The sequence below is a fragment of the Brevundimonas sp. GW821-FHT10A07 genome (assembly GCF_059415785.1).
Window position 1 is genome coordinate 29,855 of the sequence record NZ_JBWKNX010000021.1, and the last position, 15,193, is coordinate 45,047.

13 protein-coding genes and 1 tRNA gene are annotated in these 15,193 nt (G+C 67.0%); 9 read left to right on the forward strand and 5 right to left on the reverse strand.

The window, feature by feature from the left end:
* The first annotated feature begins 104 nt into the window (after window positions 1-104).
* Complete coding sequence (locus tag AC07NC_RS15390) at window positions 105-2,243, forward strand: malate synthase G (RefSeq protein WP_494570047.1); 2,139 nt, start codon at window positions 105-107, stop codon at window positions 2,241-2,243.
* Between the two features lie 44 nt (window positions 2,244-2,287).
* Here AC07NC_RS15390 and AC07NC_RS15395 read toward each other — a convergent pair whose 3' ends face one another.
* The 3 genes from AC07NC_RS15395 to AC07NC_RS15405 all read right to left on the reverse strand — a co-directional run bounded on the left by AC07NC_RS15395 (window position 2,288) and on the right by AC07NC_RS15405 (window position 4,200).
* Window positions 2,288-3,364 (reverse strand): mechanosensitive ion channel family protein, encoded by a 1,077-nt coding sequence (locus AC07NC_RS15395; protein WP_494570048.1) that lies wholly within the window; start codon window positions 3,362-3,364, stop codon window positions 2,288-2,290.
* Window positions 3,365-3,446: 82 nt separating this feature from the next.
* Window positions 3,447-3,522, reverse strand: a tRNA-Ala gene (locus AC07NC_RS15400).
* Between the two features lie 219 nt (window positions 3,523-3,741).
* On the reverse strand, window positions 3,742-4,200 hold the full coding sequence (locus tag AC07NC_RS15405) for a TIGR02300 family protein (protein ID WP_008261678.1): 459 nt from the start codon (window positions 4,198-4,200) through the stop codon (window positions 3,742-3,744).
* A 124-nt stretch (window positions 4,201-4,324) separates the two neighbouring features.
* On the opposite strand from AC07NC_RS15405, the gene aroA reads away from it, so the two are divergent.
* From aroA to mscL, 7 genes are all read left to right on the forward strand, one after another.
* Window positions 4,325-5,635, forward strand: coding sequence for a 3-phosphoshikimate 1-carboxyvinyltransferase (gene aroA / locus AC07NC_RS15410; RefSeq protein WP_494570049.1), 1,311 nt, complete (start codon window positions 4,325-4,327; stop codon window positions 5,633-5,635).
* A gap of 4 nt (window positions 5,636-5,639) precedes the next feature.
* A complete protein-coding gene (locus AC07NC_RS15415; protein ID WP_494570050.1) occupies window positions 5,640-5,963 on the forward strand; it encodes a type II toxin-antitoxin system RelE/ParE family toxin in 324 nt (107 codons plus the stop codon).
* Window positions 5,956-6,264: an addiction module antidote protein gene (locus AC07NC_RS15420; RefSeq protein ID WP_008262856.1), complete on the forward strand. Its 309-nt coding sequence runs from the start codon at window positions 5,956-5,958 to the stop codon at window positions 6,262-6,264. Before AC07NC_RS15415 ends, AC07NC_RS15420 begins: the two co-directional genes overlap by 8 nt.
* The gene (cmk, locus tag AC07NC_RS15425) at window positions 6,264-6,908 is read left to right on the forward strand and encodes a (d)CMP kinase (RefSeq protein WP_492071582.1); all 645 of its coding nucleotides are present in this window, start codon (window positions 6,264-6,266) and stop codon (window positions 6,906-6,908) included. The genes AC07NC_RS15420 and cmk overlap by 1 nt, the downstream gene beginning before the upstream one ends.
* 194 nt (window positions 6,909-7,102) lie before the next feature.
* Window positions 7,103-8,806: a 30S ribosomal protein S1 gene (gene rpsA / locus AC07NC_RS15430; RefSeq protein WP_426026486.1), complete on the forward strand. Its 1,704-nt coding sequence runs from the start codon at window positions 7,103-7,105 to the stop codon at window positions 8,804-8,806.
* A 244-nt stretch (window positions 8,807-9,050) separates the two neighbouring features.
* Entirely contained in the window at window positions 9,051-9,341 is a 291-nt protein-coding gene (locus AC07NC_RS15435; protein WP_035307045.1) for an integration host factor subunit beta, read from the forward strand.
* A 34-nt stretch (window positions 9,342-9,375) separates the two neighbouring features.
* Window positions 9,376-9,792, forward strand: coding sequence for a large-conductance mechanosensitive channel protein MscL (mscL, locus tag AC07NC_RS15440; protein WP_008263083.1), 417 nt, complete (start codon window positions 9,376-9,378; stop codon window positions 9,790-9,792).
* Between the two features lie 31 nt (window positions 9,793-9,823).
* Here the strand turns inward: mscL and AC07NC_RS15445 are convergent, their stop codons facing one another.
* On the reverse strand, window positions 9,824-10,972 hold the full coding sequence (locus AC07NC_RS15445) for a GNAT family protein (RefSeq protein WP_494570051.1): 1,149 nt from the start codon (window positions 10,970-10,972) through the stop codon (window positions 9,824-9,826).
* A 259-nt stretch (window positions 10,973-11,231) separates the two neighbouring features.
* Between AC07NC_RS15445 and AC07NC_RS15450 the strand changes: the two genes are divergently transcribed.
* Window positions 11,232-12,917 carry a peptide MFS transporter gene (locus tag AC07NC_RS15450; RefSeq protein ID WP_494570052.1) on the forward strand — a complete coding sequence of 562 codons (1,686 nt, stop codon included), beginning with the start codon at window positions 11,232-11,234 and terminating at the stop codon, window positions 12,915-12,917.
* A 70-nt stretch (window positions 12,918-12,987) separates the two neighbouring features.
* Here AC07NC_RS15450 and AC07NC_RS15455 read toward each other — a convergent pair whose 3' ends face one another.
* Complete coding sequence (locus tag AC07NC_RS15455) at window positions 12,988-15,060, reverse strand: TonB-dependent receptor plug domain-containing protein (RefSeq protein WP_494570053.1); 2,073 nt, start codon at window positions 15,058-15,060, stop codon at window positions 12,988-12,990.
* Window positions 15,061-15,193 lie beyond the last annotated feature (133 nt).

The following is a 15,193-nucleotide window of genomic DNA, read 5'->3' on the forward strand; positions in this document are numbered from 1 at the left end:
AGCGAAGCGCCTGACGCAACGTGACCCTTGCGAAGCCCTGCACGCTCGGCTTAGCGTGATCACGCATTGTTACAGGCCCGGCGTCGCGCCGGAGAAAGGCCGCCATGACGTCCTATGAAGATCGCGCCGGATTGAAGGTCGCGGCCGAGCTCGCGGCCCTGATCGAACAGGACGTATTGCCGGGCCTGGGACTGGACCCGGCGGACTTCTGGTCCGGCGCGGCGGAGGTCTTCGCCCGGTTCGCACCGGAGAACCGCGCCCTGCTGGCCCGGCGCGACGATCTTCAGGCCCGGATCGACGCCTGGCACGCCGCCCGCAGGGGCCAGCCCTATGACGTCGCCGCGTCCCAGACCTTCCTGCGCGAGATCGGCTATCTGGTCGAGGAGCCGGCTCCCTTCTCCATCGGCACGAGCGGCGTAGACGCCGAGATCGCCCGCATGGCCGGGCCGCAGCTGGTCGTGCCGGTGCTGAACGCCCGCTTTCTGCTGAACGCCGCCAACGCCCGGTGGGGCAGCCTGTACGACGCCCTCTACGGCACAGATGCGCTGGGCGACCTGCCGACCGGCGGCGGCTATGACGCGGCGCGCGGCGCCCGGGTCGTGGCCCGCGCCAAGGCGTTTCTGGATGAGGCGGCGCCCCTGGGCGAGGGGACGCACGCCGATGTCGCCGGCTGGTCGGTGGTCGACGGCGCCCTGGTTCCCGCCCTGCAGGATCCGGCCCAGTTCGTCGGTTTCACCGGAGACCCGGCCTCGCCGGCCTCCATCCTGCTGGCGCACAACGGCCTGCATATCGAACTGGTGATCGACCCGTCCCATCCAGTGGGCCGCGGTGATCCGGCGGGGCTGGCCGACGTCGTGCTGGAATCCGCCCTGACCACCATTGTCGATCTGGAAGACTCGGTTGCGGCTGTGGACGCCGCTGACAAGGCCGAGGCCTATCGCAACTGGCTGGGCCTGATGCGCGGCGACTTGGCCGCCACCTTCAAGAAGGGCGGCGAGACACTGACCCGCGCGTTGGAGCCCGACCGGCGCTGGACCGCGCCCCACGGCGGCGACGTGACCCTGAAGGGCCGCAGCCTGCTGTTCGTGCGCAACGTCGGCCATCTCATGACCAACCCCGCCGTCCGTTTAACCGACGGATCGGACGCGCCCGAGGGGATCATGGACGCCGTCGTCACCAGCCTGATCGCGCTGTACGATATCAAGGGGCTCGGGGCCTTCGGCAACAGCGCGACGGGATCGGTCTATATCGTCAAGCCGAAGATGCACGGGCCGGATGAGGCGGGCTTCACCGACCGGCTGTTCGACGCGGTCGAGGACCTGCTGGCCCTGCCGCGCCACACGATCAAGGTCGGGGTGATGGACGAGGAACGCCGCACCTCGGCCAATCTGGCGGCCTGCATCCATGCGGTGAAGGACCGGATCGTCTTCATCAACACCGGCTTCCTGGACCGCACCGGCGACGAGATCCACACCGCCATGCAGGCCGGGCCGGTGGTGCGAAAGGCCGACATCAAGTCCAGCGCCTGGATCACCGCCTATGAGGCGCGCAACGTCGCCATCGGCCTGAAGTGCGGCCTGTCGGGCAAGGCCCAGATCGGCAAGGGCATGTGGGCCGCGCCCGACCGGATGGCCGACATGCTGGAGCAGAAGATCGCCCACCCCAGGACCGGCGCCAACACCGCCTGGACACCGTCGCCGACCGCCGCCACCCTGCACGCGCTTCACTATCACGCGGTGGACGTCTTCGCCGTCCAGGCCGAGGTGGCGAACCGCCCGACGCCGGGTCTGGACGCCTTGCTGACCCCGCCTCTGACCAACGGGATCAACTGGTCCGAGGACGAGGTCGCAGCCGAGCTGGACAACAACGCCCAGGGCATTCTCGGCTATGTCGTCCGCTGGATCGATCAGGGCGTCGGCTGTTCCAAGGTGCCCGACATCCACGACATCGGTCTGATGGAGGACCGGGCGACCCTGAGGATCAGTTCGCAGCATATCGCCAACTGGCTGCTGCACGGCGTCTGCACCCCCGATCAGGTGGATGCGGCCTTCCTGCGGATGGCGGCCAAGGTCGACGCCCAGAACGCCGGGGACCCGCTCTATCGCCCCATGGCCCCCGATCCCGCCGCCAGCCTGGCCTACCAGGCCGCCCGGGCCCTGGTGTTCGAGGGCGCGGCCCAGCCGAACGGCTATACCGAGCCGTTGCTTCACGCCTACCGGCTGAGGGCCAAGGCCCAGTATTAAATCCGTCACCCTCGGGACGAGCCCGAGGGTGACGGGGCTGGGGTTTAACCCCCCGTCCGTCCCGGCGGCAGGCCTGGCGCCGGTTCCAGGGGGCCGTCCTCGTCTTCGGCCATCATCAGGTCCTCGGCGGCGTCGTTGCTGGCGCCCGAAGCGGAGACAGAGGGCTGGGCCTGGGGCGTGACGGTCGCCGCCGTCGCCGGGCGGGCGCCCCGGCCATAGCCGAGCCGGCCCAGGGCGTCGTCGCCCTCCAGGCCGAAGGCGCTGCGGATCCGCAGGTCGGTCTGGGGGAAGGGCACCTCGATCCGGGCGCCGTCCAGGGCGTCGGCGATCAGCCAGGTGTAGGCGGCGTGCATGGCCGCCGGCCGTTTGACCGCCTCGCGTGTCGGCCAGACCAGCAGTTCGAAATCCAGCCCCTTGTCGCCGAACCCCACCAGCCAGACCTGGCTCTTGCGCGCCTCGGTCTCGGGCAGGGTGAAGGGGCTGGCCCGGGCGCAGGCCAGAACCGCCTCGCGCACCTTGCCCCGGTCCGATCCATAGGCGACGGCGAAGGGGATGTGGATGCGCCGGGTGTCGCCCTTCAGCGTCCAGTTGGTCACCGGCTGCTCAATGAAGCGCGAGTTCGGCACCAGGACATTGACGTTGTCATTGGTCCGCACCCGCGTCGCGCGCGGCCCGATCTCCATGATGGCGCCGCGTATGCCGATGTCCTCGATCTCGATATAGTCCCCGACCGACACCATCCGGTCGAAGATCAGGAACAGGCCGGACACGAACTCCTTGACCACCCCCTGCAGGCCCAGACCGACGCCGATGCCCACCGCGCCGGCGAAGACCGCCAGCGACGACAGGTTCAGCCCTGCCGCCGACAGGGCCGACATGACCCCGACGATGATGACGGCGTAACCCGACAGCCGCTCCAGCAGGTACAGGGCCTGGCGGCTGCGTTCCGAACGCTCGCGCACCCGCCGCAGGGCGCGCGTCACCAGCCGCGCGACGATCAGGGCGACCAGCAGGATGACCAGGGCGCTGACCAGGCCGCCGACAGTGATGCTCGCGCCCGCCACCCGAACGATCTGGGTGTCGTCGAGGGATTCGAGGCCGGCCTGGATGGGGGATGTCATAAGGGCGCAAGCGCGCGGCGAACGGCCCAGGTTCCAGAAAGCAACGAAGCCCGGCTGTTTTCACAGCCGGGCTTCTGGAAACTGGTGGAGCTTAGCGGAGTCGAACCGCTGACCTCTTGCATGCCATGCAAGCGCTCTACCAACTGAGCTAAAGCCCCGGACCTTGCGGTCTGGTCCGCCCGGTTCATCTTGCGATGGCCCCCGGCGAGGCGGCGGAACCTATGTCAGAGCTTTTTTACGATCAAGCCCGTTTCGACATTTATTTTCGCATCGGTTCCGGAAGCGAAAAAACACAGCGATTTCAAACCAAAAGGGAGCTGAAGTCGACCGTCCGCCGCAGTTCCTAGCGGGAAATGCGGCGGACGCAACAAGAAAGATCAGTCGTCGTCGCGCGACGGCTTGGCGATCTCGTCCTCGATGGAGTCATCGTCGTCGTCTTCGATGAACGGCACGGAGTCGTCATCGTCATCGGCCAGGTCGTCGTCGCCGTCGGTGGCGCCCATGCCGGCTTCTTCGGAAGCGTCAGCGGGGGCGTCGTCGTCATCGTCGTCGGGCGTCAGGATCGGCTCATGGCCTTCCTCGTCGATCTCCGGAGCCCGGATCTCTTCTTCCTCGTCCTCGTCGGACTCGGCCTTCTTGTCCTTGACCTGATCTTCGGTCTCTTCGTCGTCGGCGGGATAGCCGGGACGAACGCGACGGCTGCGCAGCTTCAGCGCCTCTTCGGGATCGAAGTCGGTCGCGCATTTGGGGCAGTGTGCGGGGCGGCGGTTCAGGTCGTAGAACTTAGCCTGGCAGTTCGGGCAAACCTGTTTGGCGCCCAGTTCGGGATTGGCCACGTTTGGAACCTTCAACGGGTTGAATTCGGGGCGGTCCCTTGCCACCCCTAGGAGCCGCTGTCAAAAGCCATCTTTCGCGCCGCCCGCGCGGCCCTTTCGCGAACGCAGCCTGAAGCGGGTGATTATGCCGTCCCAACTGACTTCCAGACGCTCTGACGCCCTTGCCGGAACGGTTCGCGCGCCCGGCGACAAGTCGATGTCACACCGCTCGATGATTCTGGGCGGCATGGCCGCCGGCGTCACCGAGGCCGAGGGTTTGCTGGAAGGCGACGACGTCCTGGCCACCGCCCGCGCGGTCGAAGCCTTCGGCGCCAAGGTCCAGCGGACCGGCGACGGCAAATGGCGGATCGAGGGGGCGGGCGGCTTCAGAACGCCTTTGACGGTGATCGATTGCGGCAACGCCGGCACCGGCGTGCGGCTGCTGATGGGGGCGGCCGCCGGCTATCCGCTGACGGCCACCTTCGACGGCGACGCCTCGCTGCGGAAGCGGCCGATGAAGCGCGTCACCGGCCCGCTGGCCGACATGGGCGCCCGGTTCGACTGGCAGGCGGCCGAGGACCGGCTCCCGGTCGCCCTGACCGGCGGGACGCTGACGGCGATCAACTATGTGCAGACGGTGGCCTCGGCCCAGGTGAAGTCGGCCATACTTCTGGCTGGCCTGAACGCCCAGGGCGTCACCTCGGTGACGGAGCCGGAGAAGAGTCGCGATCACACCGAACGGATGCTGCGCGCCTTCGGCGCCGAGGTCGGCGTGGAAGAAATGGGCGAGGGCTGGACGGTCACGCTGAAGGGTGGTCAGCCGCTGACCGGAACCTTCGTCGCCGTGCCGGGCGATCCGTCCTCGGCCGCCTTCCCCCTGGCGGCGGGTCTGATCGTGCCGGGCTCGGTGGTGACGGTCGAGGGGGTGATGCTGAACCCCCTGCGCACTGGCCTGTTCGACACCTGGATCGAGATGGGCGCCGACCTGACCATATCGAACCGGCGTCAGGCCGGCGGCGAGGACGTCGGCGACATCACCGCCCGTCATTCGGCCCTGAAGGGCGTGGTCGTGCCGGAAGCGCGCGCCGCCTCGATGATCGACGAATATCCAATCCTGGCCGCGACGGCGGCCTTCGCCGACGGCGTCACCGTCATGCGCGGCGTGGGCGAAATGCGGGTCAAGGAAAGCGACCGGATCTCGCTGATGGTCGAGGGCCTGCGCGCCTGCGGCGTCCAGGTCGAGGAGGAGCCGGAGGGCTTCATCGTCACGGGCGCCCCCAGAGTTCTGGGCGGCGGGACCGTCCACACCGCCCACGACCACCGCATCGCCATGAGCCATCTGGTCCTGGGCCTGGCCGCCGATCAGCCGGTCTCGGTCGACGAACCCGGCATGATCGCCACCAGCTTCCCTGGCTTCGTCGAGATGATGAACGGCCTGGGCGGGCGGATCGCTTGACTAAATGTCGCCTATAGACGACAGTATGGGCGTAAGGCTGACGTTCACGCCGGTTTTCGATCGCTGGCTTCTCAGGCTTCGCGACCAGAGGGCGGTCGCTCGGATCACGACCCGTCTCGAACGACTGTCCGGCGGTCATTGGGGCGATGTGAAGCCGGTGGGCGAGGGCGTCAGCGAACTGAGGATCGCCTACGGACCCGGTTATCGTCTGTATGCGACGAAGAAGAACGACGCCTGGGTCATTCTGCTGGCTGGGGGCGACAAGTCGAGCCAGGACCGCGACATTGTCGAGGCGAAACGGCTGGCTGAGGAGTATCGAAATGACTGAGCCCCTGATCGAATTCGATCCCGCCCGTTACCTGAACACGCCCGAGGCGGTGGAAGAGTATCTGGTCTCCTCGTTCGAAGACGCCGCCGAGCTCGGCGATCCGCGCATCATCACCAACGCCCTGGGCGTCGTCGCCCGGGCCAAGGGCATGACCCAGATGGCGCGGGACGCGGACCTGTCGCGCACGGCCCTCTATCGGGCGCTCAGCGAGGAGGGGCGGCCCGAGCTTTCGACCATTTTCAAGGTGATGCAGGCCCTGGGCCTTCGCCTCGCCCCCGTTCGCGTGGACTCCGCCGCCTGATGTCGCTGATCATCGCCGTCGACGGCCCCGCCGCCTCGGGCAAGGGCACCATCGCCGCGCGGCTGGCGCGGACCTATGGCCTGCCGCATCTGGACACCGGCCTGCTGTACCGCGCCGTGGGCGTCAAACTTCTGGAGGCCGGCGGTTCACTGGACGACGAGGCGGCGGCGACCGAGGCGGCGCGTGGCCTGGACGCGGCTCAGGTGTCCGACGATCCCCGCCTGACCACCGGCGAGGCGGGCGAGGTGGCCAGCCGTGTCGCCGGCCATCCCGGCGTGCGCGCCGCCCTGCTGGACCTGCAACAGGCCTTTGCGGCCCAGGCGGGGGGCGCCGTGCTGGACGGCCGCGACATCGGCACGGTGATCGCCCCGGACGCCCCGGCCAAACTGTTCGTCACCGCCACGCCCCGGGTCCGCGCCGACCGCCGCTGGAAACAGTTGACGGCGCGGGGTTTCGACATCGGCTTCGACGACATGCTGGCCGACATTCAGCGCCGGGACGAGCGCGACGCCGGTCGCGGCGCGGCGCCGATGGTCCAGGCCGAAGACGCGGTCTTGCTGGATACCACCGACATGGGTATAGAGGCGGCCTTCGATGCGGCCCGCCGTATCGTCGAGGCGGCGCGCGCGAAACACGGTCTCTGACCGGTCTTGCAAATCCAACGCGTCCATCCTCGGCTTCCGCGGGCGTTTTGATCGTTCTGAACGGCCTCGCATCCTGACGACCTGCCTATCTTTTCCTCTCGCCTCGGCGCAGCGCTTTGCTGTGTGAGGGGCATCCACCTCGCGCGGGGCCGTTCGGTCGCGCGCCACAGCCCTACCGGAAACACCAGAGCTTCATGTCTGATACTCTCAATCCCACGCGCGACGACTTCTCGGCGCTGCTCGACGAACAGCTTCAGGGTCGCGACTTCGGCGAAGGCCAGGTCGTTCACGGCCGCGTCGTCGGCATCGAAAAAGACATCGTCATCATCGACGTCGGCCTGAAGACCGAAGGCCGCATCTCGATGCGCGAATTCGGCCAGGGCGAAGACGCCAAGCTGCCGAAGGTCGGCGACAACGTCGAGGTTTACCTGGAGCGCGTCGAGAACGCCCTGGGCGAAGCCGTCATCAGCCGTGACAAGGCCCGCCGCGAGGAAGCCTGGACCCGTCTGGAAGTCGTGTTCGCCGAAGGCCAGCCGGTCAACGGCGCCATCGTCGGTCGCGTCAAGGGCGGCTTCACCGTCGACCTGGGCGGCGCCTCGGCCTTCCTGCCCGGCTCGCAGGTGGACATCCGTCCGGTGCGCGACGTCGGCCCGCTGATGGGCAAGGAACAACCGTTCCAGATCCTGAAGATGGACCGTCCGCGCGGCAACATCGTCGTCTCGCGTCGCGCCATCCTGGAAGAAGCCCGCGCCGAACAGCGCACCGAGCTGGTCGGCCAGCTGCAAGAGGGCGAAGTCCGCGAAGGCGTGGTCAAGAACATCACCGACTACGGCGCGTTCGTGGACCTGGGCGGCATCGACGGCCTGCTGCACGTCACCGACATGTCGTGGAAGCGCGTCTCGCACCCGTCGCAGGTTCTCGCCGTCGGCGACACCGTCAAGGTCCAGATCGTCAAGATCAACCCGGACACCCAACGTATCTCGCTGGGCATGAAGCAACTGCAGTCGGACCCCTGGGACGGCGTGGAAGCCAAGTATCCGGTCGGCGCCAAGTACACGGGCCGCATCACCAACATCACCGACTACGGCGCCTTCGTGGAGCTGGAAGCCGGGGTCGAGGGTCTGGTGCACGTCTCGGAAATGTCCTGGACCAAGAAGAACGTCCATCCGGGCAAGATCGTCTCCACCTCTCAGGAAGTGGACGTGGTCGTCCTGGACGTCGACGCTTCCAAGCGCCGCATCTCGCTGGGCCTGAAGCAGGCTCAGGACAATCCGTGGGACGCCTTCGTCGCCAACAACCCGATCGGTTCGACCGTCGAGGGCGAAGTCAAGAACGCCACCGAGTTCGGCCTGTTCATCGGCCTGGACAACGACATCGACGGCATGGTGCACCTGTCCGACCTCGACTGGTCGGTCTCGGGTGAAGAAGCCATCCAGCGCTACCGCAAGGGCGAGATGGTCAAGGCCAAGGTCCTGGACGTCGACGTCGAGAAGGAACGCGTTTCGCTGGGCATCAAGCAGCTCGGCGGCGATCCGATCGGCGAGGGCGACACCTATCGTCGCGGCCAGCAGATCACCGTCACCGTCTCGTCGATCGAGACCGGCGGCATCGAGGTCAAGTTCGGTGAAGACGACGCGCCGGTCACGGCCTTCGTGCGCAAGTCGGACCTGTCGCGCGACCGCAACGAGCAACGTCCGGAACGCTTCGCCGTCGGCGACCGCGTCGACGCCATGATCACCGCCGTGGACAAGGCCTCGCGCCGCGTCTCGGTGTCGATCAAGGCGCTGGAAATGAAGGACGAACAGGAAGCCATCGAACAGTTCGGCTCGTCCGACTCCGGCGCTTCTCTGGGCGACATCCTGGGCGCCGCGCTGAAGAACGCCGGCACCAAGGAGTAGGCGCTCAAGCCGCGGAGCGCCGCGCGCTCCGCGGTAGCGTAAAAAGATGAGGGCGGCGGGAGCGATCCCGCCGCCCTTTTCTCTTTTTGGCGCACCGGCATGAGCGGAACCGGACATAAATCATGCGAATGCCGCCCCTCCTTGGCGGATAAGGGCTTTTTCACGCGGCGAGCGAGGGTTAGTGTGCGGCTTCTGGATCGTCGGCGAGCGCTGGCCTGTCGATCGCGAGCTGGCAGGGGCCCTGATGATCAAGTCTGAACTGATCGAAAAGCTGGCGGCCGAGAACACCCACCTGACCCATGCGGAGGTGGAGCGGCTGGTGAATGTCATCCTGGGCAAGATGACCGGGGCCTTGTCCGAGGGCGGCCGGGTCGAGTTGCGCGGCTTCGGCGCCTTTTCGGTGCGGTCCCGTCCGGCGCGCCTGGGTCGCAATCCGCGCACCGGCGAGACGGTCGAGGTGCCGGCCAAGGCCGTGCCCTTCTTCAAGAGCGGCAAGGAACTGCGCGAGCGTCTGAACGCGTCCGGCGACGCCTGAATCTCCACGTCCTGACTGCCAAGAGAATTTGCGAATGAGCCTGCTGTCCGAGTTCCGCGAGTTCGCGGTCAAGGGGAACGTCGTCGATCTGGCGGTCGGGGTGATCATCGGCGCGGCCTTCAACGGCATCGTCAAGAGCCTGGTCGATCAGGTCGTCATGCCCCCCATCGGCCTGTTGACCGGCGGCATCGACTTTTCCGAGCTGGAATGGGTGCTGCGACGCGAGAACCCGGCGACCGAGGCGGTCGAGAAGGTGGCGATTCAGTACGGCGCCTTCGCCAACACCGTGATCCAGTTCCTGATCGTCGCCTTCGTGGTCTTCCTGGTGGTCAAGGGTGTCAACAGCATGCGGCGCCAGGAGGCGGCCAAGCCCGATCCGGCGCCCTCGGCCCCCACGCCGATCGAATCCCTGCTGGTCGAGATTCGCGACGCGCTGAAGGCGCGTCCCTGAAGCCGGAATTTTTCCCGCCGGCCGGTCGGGGTCAGGCCTTCCAGAACCGACCCTGGACCGCTGAGGCGCGGACCGGCGCGCGCCGGGCGCGGGGTTGAGGCACGGGGCGGGCGCAGACGGCGTAGTCGCCGTCGAACGGCGTCGGCGCCCAGGTTTCAGCCAGGACCGGGTCATCGACGCGCGCGTGACAATGCCCCCAGCCCCCTTCACGCCGCGCCTTGGGCGTCAGGGCGCCCAGATGGTCCAGGATGTCCGGATTGGTCACCGGCAACCGCACCTTGGCCGCGCCCAGCGCCCGCGCATTGTCGATCAGGACGCCCGCCAGGACTTCGATCGCTTCGGGGTCCGTCTTCAGCGCCGTCAGGTCGATGATGTCGAGGCACGGCGGTTCGATCGGGCTGGTCTTGGTCATCATCGCCGTCGCCGTCCCCACCAGTCGTCCGTCGCGCATCCGCCCCAGCAGTATGGGGGGCAAGGTCTGGTCCGGGTCGGACAGGCGCCAGGCCATGATCTCGGGGCCCCGGTCCGCCAGCAGCCGCCCCTCGGCCGTCAGCGCACGCCAGAAGTCGGCATAGGGCGAGTTTTCCCTGACATCGCGCAGCACGACGACGTCGTCCGGCAATTGCAGGCGTGGAGGCTGGAACAGGCGTGCGTTCATCAGGGGCTCGCCGAGACGTCGGGCCTGCTCCGCCGAAATCCCGCCCAGCAGACGCCGCAGCAGTCGACCCTTCAGACAGGTCAGCGGATCCACCATCCAGGACAGTTTCAGGGCGTGGGTCTCCGTCGGCCCCGGCTTGAGGCCGAACAGCCGATAAAGCGGCGCTGCGCGGGGATTGGCGTTCAGCGTATAGCAGGCGAACAGGTCGGGCTGAGCCAGGATCGCCTTGATCAGACAGCGGCTGGCGCCGGTGCGTTCCGGCGGCACGATGATGGAAAAGCCCGTCGCCGCGTACAGGCTTTCATCGTCCTTGCAGAATCTCTGGATCAGATTGCCCAGCATGGCGACCGGTTCGTCCCGCCGATCGGCGACGACCCAGCCGAAGGGCGCGTCGATGTCGCGGCGCGCCGGATTGTCCTCCAGCCAGCGCCACCCCGCCTGCGATCGCTCCGGCCACCCGACCTGACGATGCAGCCTGTTCAGGGCCTCGTAGTCGGATCTGCGGATGGGTCGCACGGACATCGGCGCTCCTTCCCATAATGAAACCGGGACTGCTGCTCGAGGGCGCACAGTGCAGAAGCCGCGCCAAAGTGGCCTTTGTCCGACAGTGAAGGGAGGGGGCGCGACAGCCTTAACACTTGTTCGCATTTGCCTGCTGTGCTGGGTATGCGCCTTTCGCGCGCCCAGTTGCGGCGCGGCAGTTGGGAGTGAGCCGTTGACAGCGACGGATGGGGGGGCGCTGGCGCCTCGCAAGACTTTCCTGGGGCACCCGAGGGGGCTGGTGATCCTGTTCTTCACCGAGATGTGGGAACGGTTCTCCTTCTACGGGATGCGGGCCCTGCTGGTCCTGTATCTGACGCAGCATTTCCTGTTCGGCCCGGCAGAGGCCCAGGGCATCTACGCCGCCTATGCGGCTCTCGTGTATCTGATGCCGGTCATCGGCGGCATGATCGCGGACAAATATCTGGGATCGCGCAAAGCCGTCATCATCGGCGCTGTCCTGCTGGTCATGGGCCACTTCACCATGGCGTTCGAGGGCACAGGCGGTCGTGAAAGCCTGACCATCGGCGACACCACCTATCAGATCCAGGTCGAAGGCCGCGATCAGAACCGTCAGATGTTCGCCGTCAACGGCGACCAGCGCGTGCCCATATCGATCACGCCGGAAGGGGTTTCCACCCTCGGCGCCGAACCCTCCGCCGCCGCCGCCACGCCCGCTCCTGCCGCTGCGGCCGGTTTCCCGGCCTTCACCGCCACAGGCGGATATACGCTGGAAACCGAGCGCGATACGGCGCTCGGCGAGCCGGTCCTGTTCCTGGCCCTGGCCCTGATCATCGTCGGCGTGGGCTTCCTGAAAGCCAACATCTCGACCGTCGTCGGCGCCCTGTATGAAGAGAACGATCCCCGTCGCGACGGGGGTTTCACCATCTTCTACGTCGGCATCAACCTGGGTTCGTTCCTGGCGACGGCGGCCTGTTCCTATCTCGGCTTCAACTATGGCTGGGCTTACGGCTTCGGTCTGGCCGGCATCGGCATGTTGTTTGGGCTTCTGACCTTCGTCCTGGGCCAGTCCTGGCTTGAGGGTCGCGGCGCGCCGCCCGTTCCGGTCGAGGGACGTTCGATTCTGGGCGTGCCCCTTGTTCCCTTCTTCTGGATCGCCGGCCTGGTCGCCGTCATCCCGACCTGGCTGCTGATGCAACGCCACGAGATCATCGAGACGGGCTTGCCCTGGATCGCCGGCGTCATCTTCGCCTCGGTGGTCGGCTATACGGTCTTCCGCCTGAAGGGCGCCGAACGGAGCCGCATGCTGGTCGCCCAGCTGCTGATCTTCTTCTCGGTGCTGTTCTGGGCCCTGTTCGAACAGGCCGGGTCGTCCCTGACCCTGTTCGCCGACCAGTCGACCCAGATGCCCGACTGGTTCAACGCCGGCTACACCCAGATGTTCAATCCGGGCGTCATCATCATCGGCGGTCCGATCATCGCGGCCCTGTGGGTCTGGCTTGGGAAGCGGAACCTTGAGCCCTCGACACCGGTCAAGTTCTCGTTCGGCCTGGTCTTCGTGGGCCTGGGCTTCCTGGTCCTGACCTGGGCGGCGGGAACCCAGGCTAATGACGCCTTCCGGGTGCCGCTGCTGTTCCTGTTCCTGACCTATGTCTTCCACACGATCGGCGAGCTGTGCCTGTCGCCGGTCGGCCTGTCGATGATCACCAAACTGTCGGTGGCGCGCGTGGTCGGCATGATGATGGGGATCTGGTTCCTGTCCAGCTCGGTCGCCCACATCGTCGCCGGCCTGATCGCCAAGGCGACGGCGACCGACACGGTCGCAGGGGTTGTCACCAGTCCCGCGCTGGCGTTGCAGACCTATGGGTCGATCTTCGGCACCATCGGTTGGACGGGCGTCGGCGTCGGCGTCTTCCTGCTGCTGATCTCGCCCTTGCTGAAGAAGGGCATGGCCGGGGTTCACTGATCCCGACCGCCTGAAACAAGGAAAAGCCCCGGCGGAGCGATCCGCCGGGGCTTTTTGCTGGCCCTTCGCCTCAGAAGGTCTTGCGGACCCGGATCGAGACGAAGGTGCGGGGATCGACCGTGCTGTCCTCGATGAAGGCCACGGCGCGGGTCTCGCGGTCGGCGAAAACCGTCCGGCTGTTCGTGAAGTCGTCCCACAGGTTCAGCTGGGCGCGGATCGCCAGGGTCGGGCTCGGCTTGTACTCGGCGAACATCTCGAAATAGTCCGTGCCGCGCCATTTGGAGACCTGGTCGGGCGAATAGTTGGGCTGGCCCAGATAGGGCAGCCAGTTCACGCCCCACTGCAGTTTCCAGCGCGTGATGTCCTGCTCGATGCCGATATTGGCCTGGGTGGCTCGAACCCCCGAGATGGGCCGTTCTTCGCCCGTCGTCGGGTCGGTGACGGCGGTCTTGTTCCAGTCGTTCTTGAAGGTGAAGCGGGCGCCCGGCGCGCCCAGCTTGTCCAGCGGCAGGGTCACGTTCAGCGACAGCCGGTCCAGCGTGCCCTCGCCGATATTGCCCACCGCCGACAGGCCGCCGGCCAGGGGGATCCGGTCGATGGCGTCGATGATCTCGTCGTGGCGATAGCCGATGGAGACGACGCCCTCGCCCCAGAAGCGGCGTTCGTAGGTCAGTTCCGAGATCCAGCGCTGCTCCGGCTCCAGATCGACGTTGCCGCCATAGACGTTCTCCTCTTCCAGGTCGGCCGAGGCGGCGAAGTCGGAGAAGTCCAGCTGGCCCAGCTCGCGTCCGAAGCGGAGGCGCAGCTGGTTGTTCGGCATCGGCGTCCAGGTGGCCATGAAGCGGGGTTTGGCGAAGAAGAAGCTCTTCTCCTGGTCGGCGTCGCCGGACTGGCTGATGGTCGAGGCTTCCAGGCGCAGGCCGGCCTCCAGCGTCAGGTCGGGGTGCAGCCGCCAGGTTCCCTTGGAGAAGGCCTCGCCGCGCGTCTCCTCGACCTTGACCGAGGCGCTGGGCAGGGGAATGGGCGCGCCGCCCTCGGTATAGGCCTGATCGGCCTGGCGCATGTTGTAGGCGATCTCGCCGCCGGTCTCGATCGTCAGCTTCGGCGAGCGCTCGTGGCGGACCAGGGCGCGCAGGATGGTCTCTGACCTTTCGCCGGAATAGGCGAAGACCTGTTCGGGGGCGTCCACGCCGTTGTTCAGCACGTTGTAGGTCGAGACCCCGTCCCAGCTGCCGAACTCGTGCATCAGCCGGGTTTCCAGCTTGAAATGCTCGTTCAGGGGACGTTCCCATGTCACGCCGAACTCGCCGCTGTCGCTGTCCTCGCTGTCCAGGCTCTCGCGGAAGGCGGTGGCGGATCGGCTGGTGTTGTAGCCCTGCCAGTCGTTGATCCCGTAGCGGGCGGTCAGATCGACCTTGCCGCCCGCGAGCGGGCCGGCGTAGGTCCCGCGGATCGAGTTCCCGCCGCCGTAGCCGTCGGTGTCGGTGAGCTCGTCGCGCAGCACATTGCCCGAGGCGTCGCGGCGGATCAGGCGGCCGGGGCCGTTGGAATCGCTCATGCTGACGCCATCGGACAGGGTGACGCCCCAGCTGCGGTCGCCGCTGCGGGCCGTGAACTGGTAGCTGCCGCCGTACAGGTCCTGACCCGATCCCTCGAACTGGGTGGTGTTCCAGGTCAGGATCGACTGGCGGCTGGTCTCCTTCTTCAGGATGACGTTCACCACCACCGAGAACCCCTGCATGTCGATGCCGGGCGCGCCGCCCCGGATCAGCTCGATCCGCTCGACCTGCCGGGCCGGGGTGCGGCTGAGCACGTTGGAGCCGGTGTCGTTCTTGGAGGCCGGCCGGGCGTTGCCGATCAGGACATTGCCCACCGCCCCCTCAAAGCCGCGCGCGCCGGTGCCGTCGTCCAGGTCGAAGCCGGGAACCCGGTTGACCATGTCGAGTGCGGTGTTGGGCTGTTGAGCGAGAAAGAAGGCGGGCGTGAAGACCAGCACCCCGCGCTGGGCGGCGTCGGCCAGGGGCGCCTGGCTGATCGGTCCGGTCGGCACGGGCGCCTGGGCCACCTGCGGTTCGTCGCCGGCGAAAGCGGCGCCCGCCGTAAAGAGCAGGGCTGTACCGCCCAGAAGTAAGGCCTTCGTCATCGATCTTCCCCTCGGTTTGTTGGCGAGAGGTGTGCCGATCCGCCGCATTATTCTCCAGTTACAAGGCGGAAAGGTGGATTAAATCGGCGACATCATTACAGAGCGTTCATTAAACTGTACTTGGCTTAGCAAG

Bases quoted from the DNA above. Each gene is read 5' to 3' on its own strand.
- aroA (WP_494570049.1), top strand. From the start codon at position 4,325: ATGCCGTCCCAACTGACTTCCAGACGCTCTGACGCCCTTGCCGGAACG.
- rpsA (WP_426026486.1), top strand. From the start codon at position 7,103: ATGTCTGATACTCTCAATCCCACGCGCGACGACTTCTCGGCGCTGCTC.
- AC07NC_RS15435 (WP_035307045.1), top strand. From the start codon at position 9,051: ATGATCAAGTCTGAACTGATCGAAAAGCTGGCGGCCGAGAACACCCAC.
- AC07NC_RS15390 (WP_494570047.1), top strand. From the start codon at position 105: ATGACGTCCTATGAAGATCGCGCCGGATTGAAGGTCGCGGCCGAGCTC.
- AC07NC_RS15445 (WP_494570051.1), bottom strand. From the start codon at position 10,972: ATGTCCGTGCGACCCATCCGCAGATCCGACTACGAGGCCCTGAACAGG.
- AC07NC_RS15395 (WP_494570048.1), bottom strand. From the start codon at position 3,364: ATGACATCCCCCATCCAGGCCGGCCTCGAATCCCTCGACGACACCCAG.
- mscL (WP_008263083.1), top strand. From the start codon at position 9,376: ATGAGCCTGCTGTCCGAGTTCCGCGAGTTCGCGGTCAAGGGGAACGTC.
- AC07NC_RS15420 (WP_008262856.1), top strand. From the start codon at position 5,956: ATGACTGAGCCCCTGATCGAATTCGATCCCGCCCGTTACCTGAACACG.
- cmk (WP_492071582.1), top strand. From the start codon at position 6,264: ATGTCGCTGATCATCGCCGTCGACGGCCCCGCCGCCTCGGGCAAGGGC.
- AC07NC_RS15415 (WP_494570050.1), top strand. From the start codon at position 5,640: ATGTCGCCTATAGACGACAGTATGGGCGTAAGGCTGACGTTCACGCCG.
- AC07NC_RS15455 (WP_494570053.1), bottom strand. From the start codon at position 15,060: ATGACGAAGGCCTTACTTCTGGGCGGTACAGCCCTGCTCTTTACGGCG.